This is a genomic window from Arthrobacter sp. Rue61a (assembly GCF_000294695.2).
GTDB lineage: Bacteria > Actinomycetota > Actinomycetes > Actinomycetales > Micrococcaceae > Arthrobacter > Arthrobacter aurescens_A.
In genome coordinates this window covers 1,378,336-1,393,290 of the sequence record NC_018531.1, presented here as the reverse complement: position 1 = coordinate 1,393,290, position 14,955 = coordinate 1,378,336, and the positions used below count along the sequence as shown (strand labels likewise).

10 protein-coding genes are annotated in these 14,955 nt (G+C 64.0%); 4 read left to right on the top strand and 6 right to left on the bottom strand.

The window, feature by feature from the left end:
• Nucleotides 1-30 precede the first annotated feature (30 nt).
• The 4 genes from ARUE_RS06480 to nhaA all read left to right on the top strand — a co-directional run bounded on the left by ARUE_RS06480 (nt 31) and on the right by nhaA (nt 3,863).
• The gene (locus tag ARUE_RS06480) at nt 31-1,626 is read left to right on the top strand and encodes an SDR family oxidoreductase (RefSeq protein ID WP_014921145.1); all 1,596 of its coding nucleotides are present in this window, start codon (nt 31-33) and stop codon (nt 1,624-1,626) included.
• Nucleotides 1,627-1,673: 47 nt separating this feature from the next.
• Complete coding sequence (locus ARUE_RS06475; RefSeq protein WP_011774081.1) at nt 1,674-2,171, top strand: DUF2505 domain-containing protein; 498 nt, start codon at nt 1,674-1,676, stop codon at nt 2,169-2,171.
• A 1-nt stretch (nt 2,172) separates the two neighbouring features.
• Nucleotides 2,173-2,394, top strand: a complete 222-nt coding sequence (locus ARUE_RS06470; protein WP_014921144.1) for an SCO4848 family membrane protein — start codon at nt 2,173-2,175, stop codon at nt 2,392-2,394.
• 149 nt (nt 2,395-2,543) lie between these two features.
• Nucleotides 2,544-3,863 (top strand): Na+/H+ antiporter NhaA, encoded by a 1,320-nt coding sequence (nhaA, locus tag ARUE_RS06465; protein WP_014921143.1) that lies wholly within the window; start codon nt 2,544-2,546, stop codon nt 3,861-3,863.
• A 22-nt stretch (nt 3,864-3,885) separates the two neighbouring features.
• On the opposite strand, the gene sufU is transcribed toward nhaA, so the two are convergent.
• The 6 genes from sufU to pth all read right to left on the bottom strand — a co-directional run bounded on the left by sufU (nt 3,886) and on the right by pth (nt 14,946).
• Nucleotides 3,886-4,338 (bottom strand): Fe-S cluster assembly sulfur transfer protein SufU, encoded by a 453-nt coding sequence (gene sufU, locus ARUE_RS06460; RefSeq protein WP_011774078.1) that lies wholly within the window; start codon nt 4,336-4,338, stop codon nt 3,886-3,888.
• Nucleotides 4,339-4,406: 68 nt separating this feature from the next.
• Nucleotides 4,407-5,732, bottom strand: a complete 1,326-nt coding sequence (locus ARUE_RS06455; protein WP_043469941.1) for a cysteine desulfurase — start codon at nt 5,730-5,732, stop codon at nt 4,407-4,409.
• An 88-nt stretch (nt 5,733-5,820) separates the two neighbouring features.
• The gene (locus tag ARUE_RS06450) at nt 5,821-8,313 is read right to left on the bottom strand and encodes an ATP-binding protein (protein WP_014921142.1); all 2,493 of its coding nucleotides are present in this window, start codon (nt 8,311-8,313) and stop codon (nt 5,821-5,823) included.
• Nucleotides 8,314-8,785: 472 nt separating this feature from the next.
• Nucleotides 8,786-11,446, bottom strand: a complete 2,661-nt coding sequence (locus ARUE_RS06445; RefSeq protein WP_014921141.1) for a helix-turn-helix transcriptional regulator — start codon at nt 11,444-11,446, stop codon at nt 8,786-8,788.
• 41 nt (nt 11,447-11,487) lie between these two features.
• Nucleotides 11,488-14,220, bottom strand: a complete 2,733-nt coding sequence (locus ARUE_RS06440; protein ID WP_043469938.1) for a helix-turn-helix transcriptional regulator — start codon at nt 14,218-14,220, stop codon at nt 11,488-11,490.
• A 141-nt stretch (nt 14,221-14,361) separates the two neighbouring features.
• Nucleotides 14,362-14,946 (bottom strand): aminoacyl-tRNA hydrolase, encoded by a 585-nt coding sequence (pth, locus tag ARUE_RS06435; RefSeq protein WP_011774073.1) that lies wholly within the window; start codon nt 14,944-14,946, stop codon nt 14,362-14,364.
• Nucleotides 14,947-14,955: the final 9 nt, after the last annotated feature.

Sequence of the window (14,955 nt, the reverse complement as noted above, 5' to 3'; positions counted from 1 at the left end):
CTAGGGTGGGTCCAAGGGCAGGCAACACAAATGCCCGGAAATTCAGATGAATGCCGGGTCATTCCAGCCTACCTCTACCCCCAGCCACAGGAGTTCCTTTTGCAGCCTTCGGAAGCTACGCATTCCAATACCCCGCAGGACACCAAGACCGTGCTGGTCACCGGCGCTACCGGTTACATCGGCGGTCGTTTGGTGCCCCGGCTCCTGGAGGCGGGTCACCGGGTCAAGGTCCTGGTGCGCACGCCCCAAAAGATCGCTGATGTTCCTTGGCACGATCAGGTGGAGATTATCCAGGACAGCCTGTCCGAGGCCGAAAGCCTGGCGAAAGCCCTGACCGGCGTCGATGTCCTGTATTACCTGGTCCATTCCATGGCGTCCGGCAGCGGTTTTGAGGCGAAGGAAGAAGCGATGGCCCGGCTCGTGGCTGGCGCGGCCACTGACGCCGGTGTGGACAGGATCGTCTATCTGGGCGGCCTGCACCCGGAGAACACGGAGCTGTCCACCCATATGCGGTCCCGGGAGACAGTGGGCCGGGTGTTCCTTGAATCCGCGGTTGATTCCATTGTGTTCCAGGCGGGTGTGGTGATCGGTTCGGGCTCTGCGTCGTTCGAGATGATCCGCCACTTGGCCGATACTTTGCCCGTGATGCCGGCACCCAGTTGGGTTAATAACCGGATTGAAGCCATTGCCGTCCGTGATGTCCTGCATTACCTGGTGGCGGCCGCGGCCGTTCCGGAGAAGCTGAACCGCTCCTTCGACGTCGGTTCGCGGGATGTCCTGAAGTACAAGGACATGATGAACGAGTACGCCGTGGAACGAGGGCTCCCCCGGCGGCTGGTGATTGCGCTTCCTGTGCCGGCGCCCAAGCTCGCGGGCTTGTGGGTGGCCTTGGTGACGCCCATTCCGTTGTCCATGTCCCTGCCGCTGGTGCAATCGCTGCAGCACGATGCGGTGTCGCGGGAGCACGACGTGGACGATTACTTTCCACAGCCCGACGGCGGCCTGACGTCTTACCGGCGCGCCGTCGCCTTGGCGCTGGGCAAGGAACGGGACGGACAGGTTGAGACGACGTGGGCGAACGCGGGCATTGACGCCGATCCCCTGCCGAGCGACCCCGACTGGGCCGGGTACAAAGTGTTCCTTGACGAACGGACCTTCCACAGCGAGGCCAAGCCTGAACATGTGTGGACCATCATTGAGGGCATCGGCGGCAAGAACGGCTGGTACTCCCTTCCCTTGGCCTGGCGGGTCCGAGGTTGGCTGGACAAACTGCAGGGCGGTGCAGGGCTTTTGAGGGGTCGCCGACACCCCCGGACGCTGAACACCGGCGAGGTAGTGGACTGGTGGCGGGTGGAGGCGATCGACCGCGGGCATCTGCTGCGTTTGCGAGCCGAGATGCGTGCCCCGGGCGGCGCCTGGCTTGAGTTGGCTGTGGAGCCCGACGGCGCCGGCAGCCTCTACAAGCAACGCGCCATCTTCTTTCCGCGGGGCCTGGCCGGAAGGCTGTACTGGCTTGGCGTGTATCCCTTCCACGGGTTCATCTTTCCCTCAATGGCCCGCAACATTTCGGCCGCGGCCACTACCCTCCAGGAGGCCGGTTCAGGCGTGTCCACCGAGACCCCGTAGGATGTTGGGAGCTAAAAAGCTTCACCACAAACCACCACGGAGGACCCATGGCCCTGAGTGCATCCACCACCCTGCCCCACAGCGTTGACCGCGTAGCTGCCGTCTTCGTCAACGAAGATTTCCTGCGTCACACCAGCGAATACGTGGGCGGCTCCTTGGAATCGTTCACCGTCGACGGCGACACTGCAGGCGCGTTCACCACCACCACGGTTCGCACGCTGCCCACAACCCGTCTGCCGGACATCGCCCGCAAGTTCGTTGGCGAGACCCTGAAAGTCACCCAAACCGAGAAGTGGGAAGCCCCGGCTGCCGACGGTTCACGTGCCAGCACCATTGCCCTCAAGATCTCGGGCGCTCCGCTCGATGTCACCGCGGTCCAGCGCCTGGTCGCCGAGGGCGGCAGCACCCGGATCGAGCTCGAGGGTAACGTGACCTCCTCAGTTCCGTTCCTCGGTGGCAAGATCGCTGACGCTGCCGAGCCGATGGTCGGTAAGGCCTTGGGCATCCAGTCGCAGCAGGCGCAGGCCTGGCTCGAAAGCCACTAGCGTGGAGATCCCCGGCATCCTGGCGGTTGTCCTGATCGTTGCCGGTGTCTGGTCCTTGGTTGTGTGGCCGCAGTTCCTCAAGCGCGTCATGAAGGACCCTCGCGCCCGCGACGCCGCCGGGAAAGCCACCAAGTTTCTCACGGTCCACGTTGTGCTGGTCACCATCTCCATGGTGCTCGGGCTCGCGACGGCGGCCATCGGGATCGCGGGCCTCGTCGCCTAACGCTCGTCCCAACCGGCGGACAGCACATGCTCTATGAGCCCTCATTGGAATATGTGCTGTCCCCCAGTTGGTAAGATGGTTGTTGGTGTGCCGGGAAGTCTGGTCGGCGGAGTCATTATCCATGCCCGCACACCATAGAAGGAGCCTTCGTGGCTGACCGTCCCCGCCTGCCGAACAACTCTTCCCAGACCGGCAAAGTCTTCTCCCGCTCCAGCTACCCCGAGTACCGCAGGATCCTTTCGATCCTCCGCACGGAAACCGTGGGCGGCGCCCTCCTCCTTGCAGCTACCGTGGTCGCGCTCATTTGGGCGAACTCCCCTGCAGCGGACGGCTATTTCGCACTTCGAGACGTCAAGATCGGCTACGAACCCTGGCATCTTGAGCTGAGCCTTGGCCACTGGGCTTCAGATGGCCTGCTGGCGGTGTTCTTCTTCCTCGCTGGGCTTGAACTTAAGCGTGAATTCGTTGCGGGCGAACTCCGAAAACCAGCCCGCGCCGTAGTCCCCGTCGCCGCAGCCGTTGGCGGAGTGGTGGTGCCGGCCCTGATCTACGTTCTCTTCAACCTCGGAACTGCCGGAGAAACGCTCAAAGGCTGGGCCATTCCCACAGCCACGGACATTGCCTTCGCCCTTGCGGTGCTGGCCGTCATCAACACGCACCTGCCCGCCGCGCTCCGGACGTTCCTGCTGACCCTCGCCGTAGTGGACGATCTGATCGCCATCGGAATCATCGCCTTCTTCTACTCCACAGGGCTCCAGCCGCTCATGCTTTTGGCCGCCCTGGTGCCGCTTGCCCTCTTCACGTTCCTTGTGCAGAAGCGGATCCGTAGCTGGTACCTCTTGTTGCCCCTTGCTTTGGCCACGTGGGGCTTCGTCCACGCTTCCGGCATCCACGCCACCGTGGCCGGTGTGTTGTTGGGCTTCGCCGTCCCTGTTCTGGCCAGCGGGAAAAAGGGAGAACCAGCCGAGGGCCTGGCCGAGCACCTCGAACACAAACTACGCCCCTTCTCGGCAGGCTTTGCGGTACCTGTCTTCGCGTTCTTCTCCGCAGGCGTGGCCTTGGGCGGGTTGGACGGCATGGGAGCCGCCCTCAGGGACCCCGTGGCGCTCGGGATTGTTGCAGCATTGGTGGTGGGCAAGGCCGTTGGTGTCTTCGGCACCACGTTCCTGGTCACCAAAACCACCCGCGCAAGCCTGGATTCCAGCATCGCGTGGATCGACCTCTTCGGGCTTGCATTGCTGGCTGGCATCGGCTTCACGGTCTCATTGCTGATCGGCGAATTGAGCTTCGGCGCCGGCTCCGCCCATAACGACCACGCCAAAGTGGCCATCCTCGCAGGTTCCTTGATCTCGGCGCTGCTGGCCGCCGTTGTGCTTAGGGCCCGCAATCGGCGCTACCGCCAAGTGCAGGCAGATGAAGAACGGGACGACGACGGCGACGGGGTACCCGACGTCTTTGCCCGCGCCTGATGCGGGGGTGCTCCGGTAGAAGCTACGCGGTGGCTTGGTTGAGGGCGTCCTCAGCGGCAACCCAGGAGATCATGGCGCATTTCACGCGGGCCGCGTAGCGGGCCACTCCTTCGAACGCGGCGGCGTCGCCCAGAATCTCGGGGTCAGCCTGTACTTTTCCGCGTGAACGGAGAACCTCGCGGAAGTTGTCGATGACAGCGTGCAGTTCCTCCACGGACATGCCTTCACCGAGTTCACTGAGCACCGACGCCGAAGCCATGGAGATGGAGCAGCCGGCACCGTCCCAGCGGATCTGCTGGACAGTTCCGTCGGAGACTGCGAGCCGCAGCGTCACTTCATCCCCGCATACGGGGTTCAGCTGGTGCGATTGACCGGTGGAAGTATCGGCCGGGGCATCCGTTTGTGCCAGCCCGCTGCCGTGCCGCTGCTTGGAGTGGTCCAGGATAATCTGCTGGTACAGCTGGTCAAGACTCATGATGCTTGTTGCCTATCTGGGGAAAATCGTTGGTTGACGGCTGGACGGCCAGGGGCCTGTGCCGCGTGTCAGGCCTGGAAGTAGGCCCTGACGCCCGAAACTGCGTCGAGGAAAGCGTCGACGTCGTCCGTGGTGTTGTAAAGGTAGGTACTCGCCCGGGTGGTTGCCGTCAGGCCCAGGCGGCGGTGCAGCGGCTGGGCGCAATGGTGACCGACGCGGACGGCGATGCCGCGGTCATCAAGGAATTGTCCGACGTCGTGCGCGTGCACACCGGCGACGTCGAAGGCTGCCAGGCCGATCCTCTCGGCACCGGATGCCGGGCCCACCACGCGAATGCCGTCGATGCTTTCAAGGCCTTTGACCAGGCGCTGGCCAAGAGCCGTTTCCCAAGCGTGAATACGGTCAATGCCGGTCTCGGTGAGGTAGTTCACGGCGGTTGCGAGCGCCACGGCCTGGGAGATGCGCTGGGTTCCGGCCTCGAACCGCTGCGGTGCCGGCAAGTACTCCGCCCGTTCCATGGTGACCGTGGTGATCATGGAGCCGCCCGTCAGGAATGGTGGCATGACATCCAGGAGATCCTGTTTGCCGTACAGAACGCCAACTCCTGTGGGCGCCAGCATTTTGTGCCCCGAGAATACGGCGAAGTCGACGTCCAAGTCCTTGACGTCTACGGCCATGTGCGGAACGGACTGGCAAGCGTCCAGGACCACCAACGCGCCCACGCGTCGGGCCATGGCTACAAGCTCGGCTACGGGGTTGATGGTGCCCAGCACGTTCGAGGCGTGGGTGAAGGCCAGGAGCTTGGTTCGCTCCCCTACGATGTCGGCGGCTGCATCGAGGCGGAGGGTCCCCTGGTCCGTCACGGGGATGTACTTCAGAGTGGCCCCTGTCCGGAAGGCCAGTTCCTGCCAGGGGATGAGGTTGGCGTGGTGCTCCATCTCAGTGACCACGATCTCGTCGCCCGGACCAATCGCGAGGTCCTTCAGGGCGGAACCGCCACGGCCTTGCGCAGCCCACAGGGCAGCGTTGGACAGCGCGTAGCTGATGAGGTTGAGGCCCTCCGTGGCGTTGGAGGTCCAGACGGTTTCCTCGTACTGCGCACCAATAAAGTCCGCCACGGTCTGACGGGCGTCCTCAAATACTTCGGTGGCTTCCACAGCAAGGTGGTGTGCGCCGCGGTGAACGGCGGCGTTGCGTTGCTCGTAGTATTCCTGTTCAGCTTCGATCACGCTGAGCGGGTTCTGCGATGTAGCGCCGGAATCGAGGTAGATCAAGGGTTTGCCGTTGACCAGCTGGTCCAGCACCGGGAAATCATTCCGGATCCGCAACACCTCCGCGTTGTCCATGGCATGCATGGACCGCTGCAGTGACGCGGGAGTTGATACGGCAGTCAAGGGACGCTCCTTGGAAATCCTTCAGGGACTCTTCATTATCCCACGGTGGTCCTCGACGTGCGGTCCCGCAGGTGTGCCGTACAGCACGTCAGCTCCCGGCCCTCCCCGGCACCCATCCGAGCGGCGGAACCATTCCGCTGTCGAAGGCGCTCCGGAGCCGCTCGACGAGCACCGAGGCCCGGCGGCTCGCAGCGGCGCGTGTCCTTGCCTCGTAGCCGCTGGCTGCCTGCGAATAGCAAAGGGCTGCATGGGCAAACTGCCGGTCTGCGGACAGGCTCCGCCCCGCCGACTCCAAGGTCTTGGGGTCGTTGTCCCCCAAAGCCGCGGCAAACGTCCCCAGCGCCGCCCCGGCCGGACCGTGAACAGCCGCGGCCAGGGCGCCCAGGCGGCGCTGTATCTCAAGATCGTCGACGGCGGCACTGCTCGCGTTGAGTGTCAGGAGGGACAACGCCTCCGTCTCCATCAAGATGCTGTCCTGGGAGTGGAGCCTTGCCGCCAGTGCCACCAGCTGTTGTGACGTACCCGAAGCCTGGTCTTGCGCGGCGGCGACAAATACAGCAGTGAGCTGCGGCAAGAGGCCGGCGGGAACAGAGCTCACATTGTTCTGCGCGGTTTCCTGCGCGGCCAAGCTCTGCCTGACCCTCAACAGCGCCTGACGCGGGTTCCCGCACAGCGCCTCGGAGTAGGCCAGCAGGGCCGCAGCCAGAGCGAGTACCGGCGGCAGGCCGGCGTCGTGCAGTTCCGCAAGGGCGGGCTCCAAAGTGGCGCGGGCAGCGCGCGGGAGGCCTTGGCTGAGCTGGGCGTAACCGCGGGCGACACCCAAGCATGCCGAAAGGTGCGGCGGCATGGTGTAGTCGGCGGGACAGTCCAAAAGCGGGTCTACCAGCCCCCACGCGAGGTTGTACCGGAGGCTCATCACATGCCGTAGCAGCGTCCCCGGCATGAAGATCTCCAAGGCCTGGTCGGCACTGATGGCCTCCATCGCAGCAGAAGACCTTAGCAGCGCTTCCGGCGCGGCCCCGGAGAGCAGCAGGCGCTCGGCTTCGCGCACATTCCATGCGATCAGTGCGGCAGGGTCCGTCGGTTCCCCGGAGCCCCGGTCGGCAGGCGCCGGCCCGGCTGGGTCCGGCCCGGCTGGGCCCGGCCCGGCTGGGTCCGCTTCAAGAGGTACCGCGCCCAGCAGCCCCAGAGCCAATAGCCGGTGCGTGGCGTCCACCTTCACTCCAGAAGACCCGCCCGCGGTTGCCAACTGCCGAAGTTCCGGCGCTGCTTCCCGGAGTTGGCCCTCGGCGATCAGCGCCCGCGCCCTGAGCAGCCTTGCCTCGTCCGCGTGATCCACCCCCGTCACCGCTGAGGCGGCCCTTCGGGCAAGTTCGGCAGTGGAGGGCCTGTCAGCGGCGGGAGCGGCAGCCAGGAGGAGCTCGTCAGAGAGCGTCAGGCCGCAGTCGAGGGTCCACGTCATCCATCGCAGCATGGTGGGCGCAGTCTCCGGGGTCAGCCCAGGTTCTTCCACCCCGAGTCTGAGCGCCACGCTCCGGGACCGCGGTACGGACAGACGGGTTCCCTCTCCTCGCAGCCAGGAACTGGTCCGGAGCAGCGGGGGCAGGCCGGGAAGCATCCTGATGTCGTTGTTCGCGAGAAGGTGCTCCATGGCCTTCTGGCCGAAGTGGCGCTCCACCACGTCAAGCGCCACGGGCTCTGCGAGCGCGATGAGTTCCAGTGCCTGCCGCTCTTCCGGCGAGCGCGCAGCGTTTTCCGCCCGGATGTGTTCAACGATGCCGGGCCAGTGGCAGTGTGCCCTGACATCGATGGTCCAGAAACCATCCACTTGCGCCAGGAAGCCTGCGCGGCGGGCATCGTTCACTGCAAGGCACAGCAAACCTACGTTGAAGCCGCTCATGGCGGCCAGGAGGCTGCTGGCGCGTCGCTGGACATGCCCGCCCAAGATGGACTCGCACAGGGCGTGTGCCTCGCTGAAGGTAAAGGGCGGCAGGAAGTACTGCTCCAGGAAGCCGTCTTCCCAGAGCTGGTAGAGGTCCTGCGGGAGGGGGTGGCGGCTTTCCGCCGTGGCTACCAGGGTTGCGCCGAAGCCGGGGATGAGTTGCAGCAGGACCGCCAGCGAGGCCGGATCAATGTAGTGGATGTCGTCCACCAACAGGACCAGCTGGGGCCGTGCCGGTTGAGCGTGCCGCCTGTTCCGCCGTCGTCCAACTGGTGGTGTGTACAGGTAGTCCGCTGGCCCCAGCGTACTGGTAAGGGCCCGGAGAACGTGGAGGCCCGGCGCTACCGGCTCGTCCGCCTCAGCTCCGGAAAGGGCTCCCAACGCCCCGAACTGAAGGGCTTTGAGTTCCGGCTTTCCGGTGAAGGTGCGGACATCCACGGTGTTGGGAAGGCCGGCTTTGATGGAGAGCAAAAGGTGGCTCTTTCCGGATCCCCGTTCCCCCACCACCACGATGCCACTGGTGGAGGCCGAAGGAACGGCGGAAAGGATGAGTTCGAGCAGCTGCGCCCTGTCCGGGAATGTTGATGGCCTCAGACCTGCTGTGACGGTGTCTTCGTCCAGCCAGGGGTCCGGCAACATGCACACTCCAATAGCAGCAGTCCCATGATGCGGGAGGGGTTTTGGGTTCCGCGATGTGCGGGGTCCCTGGCCTAGAAGCCGGCGGCGGCTGGGGGGAGAGTCTCGGTCTCAGAAGACTCTGTCGCCGCCGGCTTCGTACAGGGCCGGACCACCTTTCGGCGGCCGGAGCATCGGATCAAGAGACCTCCGATGCGGGTGGTGCAACTTTCGGAATCCCGGTGATGCTTGGGGCTGAACCGTTCTTCCAAGATCAATACTGCCGGGACGCAACATGCCGTACATCAGTAGTTGGTACTCGAAAAGTGGGCCGCTTTTGATGCCCCGGTACTCTGTTGTACTCAGTCCCCGGACGGGGCACTACTTGGTTTCAGCGCCGACTACCCGCACATTACTCCAATGAATGGGTATATTCCGCGGCATTCCGGGGATAGGTGGGCTGGGCCCTCGTTTAGCAGGTACTCAGGAGCGGGCGTCAGTGACGGACGGCAGCGCCCAGATCTTCACGGCGGCGAATGCCCAGTTTGGCGTAGCTCCGATACAAATGACCTTCCACGGTCCGGACCGACACCATGAGCTTCTCGGCAATCTGGCGGTCGGTCAGTCCGGAGACGGCCAAGGCCACGATGTCCTGCTCACGTCGGGTCAGCGGCACGGATCGGTCCGTCTCGGTGTGCGGATCATGAACCAGGGCGTCACCCAAGCTGGCCTCGCTGACATCGCGCAGAACCGCTGCCTGCCGCGCCTCCGGGCGTTTGCCTTCGGCATCAAACGTCACAGCGGCTTTGTCGAACGCTACCGCGGCCGGTCCGGGCATTCCTGATGCTGCCAGGAGGTTGCCCGCATTCACGAATCCCTGGCCCTCGCCGCCCAACTGTGCCGCTGCGAGCGACTGCCAGCCGCCTGCCCAGCCTCCGGCCATCGATGACGCTGTTTCCTGGATGGACTCCATGGCCTGCACGTCACCCAGCTCGGCCCTGAGGACCAGGTTCTGCATCAATATGCCTGGCAGCCGATGCAGGTCTTCTGATTCCGGTAGACGACGCAATGACTGCAGTCCTGTGCCCTTGGTGACGAGTTCCTCGCCGGCAAGCCTGAACAGCTCCGCGAGGGCCTCCACGTAGGCACCACCGGCGGCAGCTTCCCCCCGCTCGCTCGCCAACCGTTGGGCAAGCACTGCGTTGCCGGACTTTGCTGCGGCGTAGAACGCCAAGGCGTTTCCGAGGTTTCTCAGTTGCAGTGGATCTTTGACCCGTAGCGCTTCGACGGCGGGCGTCAGCAGCTCGGCGGCCTTCTCCAGACGGCCTTGGCGCAGCATTGACATGCCTTTGAGCACTTCAATGCCTGCGCCCAAGTAGATGAGTCCCATGGCCGAACCGGCGGCGTGGCGGTCGAGAGCAGACTCAGCAGCTTCCCAATCTCCGGCTTCCAAAGCGGCCAAGGTGTAACGCAGCAGAACGAAGTCGCTGAAGTACAGGAGGTCCTTGTGGTGCTCTTCAAGCACCAGCAAGGCTTCACGGCCGGCTTCCAACGCCTGCACCGCCTGGCCCTCCACGGTCAGGAGCTCGCACTGCATTGCAAGCAGGAAGATCCGGTCCATGGCAAGATCGGGCCCCTCCGATCCGAGCGCTTCGGCAAACCGCTCCAGGCCCTTTCGGAGATCTTCGAAGCTGCCCTCGTGGGCCAATGCGCGCAGCCCAATGGCATGGGCATGCCTGCTGATCAGTTGGACAGCGGGGTCGCTGGCAGGCTGACCGTGGATCAAGGCAGTTGCGGCTGTCCGGGCAGCAGCTGCGATGTCGGCGGACGAATCCCCCAGGGCAAATCTGGCAGCCGCCCACAAGAGACCCGCCCCCACTGGCCCCAAAGGATCAGCGTCCAGGAACCCGGAACCCTCCTCCAGCAGCCGCACGGCAGCGCGGTAGTCGCCGTCGTTGTAGTTGACCAAGGCCATGACTGCGCGTGCCCGCGCGCGCAGCGCCTCCGAGCGAACCTTGCCCGCAGCCGCCATTGCCAACGGGTTCTGGAGCAGTTTGGCGGCAAGGAATGCGGCCTGCAGCAGCCGTTCATCATCGACGTCGGCACCACAGTCCAGCGCCCAGCTCACCATCCGGAGCAGTCCCTCCGCCGTGGACGGCTCCGGGGGCAATTGCTGCACCATGCGCTGGCGGATCTGGAGGCTGCGGGCCGGTGAAACGATCTTGCGGAGTGCCTCGCTGTACATGGGGTGCCACATTTTCAGGGGCCCGCCGGGTCCGTTGGCGGAGAGGACAAGCCGGCTGTCCATCAATGCCCGTACGGTGTCCCTGCCTACCTGCGTGTCCAGCACGGCGGCAGGGACGGGCTCGGATAAGGCAATGACATACATCGCCTCCCGTTCAGCTTCGCTGGTCCTGAGAACCCTGTTCCGGACTACCTCGGCCAAGCTTTCCCCGCTGCCGGAGAGTGCACGCGTGAGCAGCCACACTCCGTTCCGGCGGACCAGGTTTCCATCAGCCTTCGAGTCTTCAAGGAGGCAGTGCAGCAGCAGCGGGTTGCCTTCGGACACTGAATGCAGGACTTCGGCGGCGCTGAACATGACCGTTCCGCCGAGGGTCTTTTCCGCAAGCTCGGTGACGGTTTCTTTATCCAGCGGATGCAGCTCCAGCCGCTCTGCGAGTCCGTCGTACCAGAGTTGCAGCAAGGCCGCGGGCAGGCCGGGCCTGGGCCTGCTGGTTGCTACGAGCCGCGCCCATCCGGCAGTGACCAGCTCGGCCAGGATCTGCGTGCTGCCTTCGTCGAGGTTGTGGGCGTCGTCAACGATCAACAGCAGGCGCGCGCCTTCGCCTCCACGCCGCTTCTCGAACTGGGACCAGAACTCGCGGAGGATCGCTACCGGCGATGTTGCTTGCTCCAGCGGAAGGTCCAGCAGATACGGGGCCAGCACGCCGTAGGGAACGGCGGACAATGCGGGGCTGCCATGAACGCGCATCACCACCATTTCCCCGGCCAGCCGGGCGGCGATTTCGGCGGCCAGAGCAGTTTTACCGATGCCGGGATCCGCAACCAGAAGTACGGCCCCGGCGCCTTCCTGCCTCAGAATCTCCGTGGCCAGTTCCAGTTCAGCGTCCCGGCCTACAAGGTGCTCAGCCTGCATGGGCAACCCACGCCAGGTCTACGGAAGTTCCTTGCCTTGCCTCATAGCAGCCCATTGAGCTCGCCCCGAGACGATACGCCGAGCTTGGTGAACACTTGATACAGATGACCTTCTACAGTTCGCACAGACACCCCAATATCCATCGCGATTTCACGGTTGCTGACACCCTTTCCGGCGAGTTTAGCAATTTGGCGTTCCCGTTCGGTCAGTACCGGCGCGTCGCTGCGTGGCTGGATGGGTAACGCAGGGACGGAATGCTCCAGCCGTTCAAGCCTGAGCTGCGCCGTTCGGGCTGCTGTTGTTTCGCCGGCTTCCCTGGCGTAATCAAGTGCCATGGCCACGCACCGGGCTTCAACCACCAGCAAGTCGAGGGATGCTGCGGCATCAGCGGCCGCCAAAAGGGATCGGGAGCTCTTGGTCAGGGCGCCGCGCGCAAGGTCGCCGGAGATCTTGGCCAATGGGCCCTGCCGACGGGCGGCAATGTCTTCCAACAACCGGTATTCCTCGTCCGTTCCCTGCACAGTGGCGCCAAAAAGGTAGATGCCGGCCGTGGTGAAGCGCTGCTGGTCAAGGTGGCTGCGTACCCGGGCCAGAAGCCGCTGTTTCACATCCGGGTCACCCATCCACCGTCCGGCCATCTCCGCACAAAACTCAGCAACGGATTCGGAGAAGCACGTTCCCACTCCCCTGCAGGTTCTGTAGAGGTCCAGGTATCGGCCGGCCTCCACGGAGTTGCCCAGTTGAGCGTAGGCAAAAGCGGTGGCTGCGTAGGCCACCTTGTTCATGTTCATGCTCGGGCGGAGCTCCAGTTGGGCCACGGCCGAACGCAGGGGTTCGATTGCGCTGGCGGGCTTGCCCGCATAGGCGAACGCGAGCCCCACGCCGAGTTCGGTGAGCGCACCCCGGTACTGAAGGCGTGACGACCCGGAGGGGGTTCGGCGCATGAGTTCGATGCACTTCCGCCACTGCCCGGACAACAGGAGGACCAAGTATGCATGCCTGGCAAAGGATTCCTCCAACTGCGAAGAGCGGTCCGTGTCCCCCAAGTGCCGCGAAACGGTCCGCGCGAGTTGTTGCGCCTCCAACTCCCTGCCCAACATGCAGCGGGCCTCGATGAGGAAGAAGGAGGACTTAAGCCAGTGTTCGCGGTCATCCGACGGGTCCTTGGCATGCTCCTCTTCCAAGGCGTCAATCATTGCCGCGTACTCGCCCATATAGGTTTTGTACTCGTAGCCGCAAAGCCGGAGCCGGTTTCGCGCCCGGGCCATGGCGTGTGCGGGATGGTCCGCGGCTTTGGCCTCGAGCGTCTCCAGACCGGCGGCGATCACTCCCGGCACCATTCCGGAACGACCGTCAATCCACGTCATTGCCTGGCATTTTGCTGCGATGACCTCAGCGAACTCCAACGGCTCCAGAGCCTCGATGTGAGACTCGGACACCTCGTCCAATGCCTGGGCCGCGTGCAACGGCAGGTCCAGCATGAGGTAGGCCGCAGCTTTCAGGCGCTGCCCTGGCACCCATTCGCTGTCCTTCGGGTCCAATGAAAGGGTGCACTGAATAGCGAAGTTGGGGTCGTAGTCATCCAACGCGGCCCGCCCTGCCGCAAGTGCATGCGCCGGCGACGGCGCGGGCTCGTCCTCACAGGCATGCATCCACGCCGCATAGCTCAAGAGGTCCCGCGGTGCCAAGGCTTGAAGTTCCGGCTCTTTGGGACCATGGAGCATCAACCGCAGCTCGCGCATGCGGCGGGTGCTCAGCCACCCACGGACTACTTCCCCTACGTACGGGTCCCGGAGCGAGACCCAGTGGTCGCCACCTTTTTCAATGGTCAGCAGTGCCGACTCTTCCATCTCCACCAGCACTTCGGTACCGAAGATGGCTGCAAGATCCAACAGTGTTGCGCGCTGCGCGCAGGCAAGGATTTCGACGACGGTCCTGTTGGCCTGCGCTTCGCGCGCCAGTCTGGAGCGGACAAAGTCCTCCACTACCGTGGCGCCCTCCAGTTTGATCCGGTCACGGAGTGTCCAGACGGAGTCGTTGAGGACCAGGTTGCCCGTGTGCCGCTGCTCTTCAAGAAGCGCGTGCAGGAGCATGGGGTTTCCACCTACGGCGGAGTGCAGTGAACCCACCAATGTTGAAGAAACATAATGGCCAAGGACCGAGCCCAGGACTTGCTTGGTTTGTTCCTCAGTGAGGGTATTCAGATGCACCTCGCCCAGCGCACCTTCAAGGACCAGCCGATGGAAATCCGCCGGGAGGTCGCTGGCGCGTTGGACGGTGGCGATGACCTTCGCGGTGCCGGTAGCCATGAGGTTCAGCAGCACGCCTGTGCTCATGGGGTCCATACCCCCGGCGTTGTCCACGATGAAAACAGTGTCCCGCCCACCGGCTTCCGACCTGATCAGGTTGGTGACCGCGTGCAGGATACCGGTGGGCGAACCCACGGCACCGGACGGCAAGCGGGCCAGAAGGAAACCAAGGCAACCGTAAGGGGTTTGACCGCTGGCTACGGTATTACGCAATTGAAGGCTATGGACTTTGGGGCCGAGGGATGACACCACCGCCCTTGCCAGGCCTGACTTGCCGATTCCTCGCTCCCCGGTGAGGACCACTCCGTAGGAATCGGGAGATTCGAGATGTTTACCCGCCTTGGACAAATCGTGGCTCCGGGCCAACAGAGACCATGTTTGACGGTCCGTTGGGCCGCCCACAAGATCGGGAGCCGCAGCCCTTGCTACGCCTCCCCCGCTCCTGTTTAGCAACTCCGCCGACATCTGCATCCTTAGCTACACATCCGCGACAGTCCCCCACCGCTTACTTGCGTAACTTGCACACTACCGTCGGGCGCCCACTGTGTGTAGGCCTTAAGGTCCTTGGGACCGTCAGGCTTTGATCAGGCTTTCCTCAAGATTTGCTCAAGCTTTGGCAGGGTGATGTTTCTGTTGCGCGGCGAGCAGGCCCTGGTCCATGAGCAACTCCACGGCGTCGGCCGCTTCGTCCAGGAGGAACGGCAGTTCCTTCTTCTCCGCAGTGGCGAAGTCCCGGAGGACATAGTCGGCTGTCTCCATCCGGCCTGGCGGCCGACCCACCCCTACGCGGACGCGCAGGTAATCCTTGGTGGCAAGTGCTTTGGAGATGTCCCGCAGGCCGTTATGCCCGCCCTCACCGCCACCCATTTTTAGCTTGACTGTGTTAAAAGGAATGTCGATCTCATCGTGGACAGCTATGACATGGTCCGGCGCTATATCGAAGAAGTTGCACAGCCCGGCCACCGGTCCACCGGAGACATTCATGTACGTCATGGGTTTGGCCAGCACCACGCGGGGACCCCCGATGCCGAGCCGGCCCTCCACCACCTGGGCGCGCGCCTTGTGGACCTTGAACTTCCCGCCCATGCGGGAAGCCAGCTCATCCAGCACCATCTGGCCAACATTGTGCCGATTGTTGCTGTACTCACTGCCGGGGTTGCCGAGGCCGACAATCAGCCAAGTGTCAGTCATGGTCTCATC

Excerpts from the sequence above, each read along its gene's own strand:
- pth (WP_011774073.1), bottom strand. The coding sequence starts at position 14,946 with ATGACTGACACTTGGCTGATTGTCGGCCTCGGCAACCCCGGCAGTGAG.
- ARUE_RS06445 (WP_014921141.1), bottom strand. The coding sequence starts at position 11,446 with ATGCAGGCTGAGCACCTTGTAGGCCGGGACGCTGAACTGGAACTGGCC.
- ARUE_RS06440 (WP_043469938.1), bottom strand. The coding sequence starts at position 14,220 with ATGTCGGCGGAGTTGCTAAACAGGAGCGGGGGAGGCGTAGCAAGGGCT.
- ARUE_RS06480 (WP_014921145.1), top strand. The coding sequence starts at position 31 with ATGCCCGGAAATTCAGATGAATGCCGGGTCATTCCAGCCTACCTCTAC.
- ARUE_RS06450 (WP_014921142.1), bottom strand. The coding sequence starts at position 8,313 with ATGTTGCCGGACCCCTGGCTGGACGAAGACACCGTCACAGCAGGTCTG.
- ARUE_RS06475 (WP_011774081.1), top strand. The coding sequence starts at position 1,674 with ATGGCCCTGAGTGCATCCACCACCCTGCCCCACAGCGTTGACCGCGTA.
- sufU (WP_011774078.1), bottom strand. The coding sequence starts at position 4,338 with ATGAGTCTTGACCAGCTGTACCAGCAGATTATCCTGGACCACTCCAAG.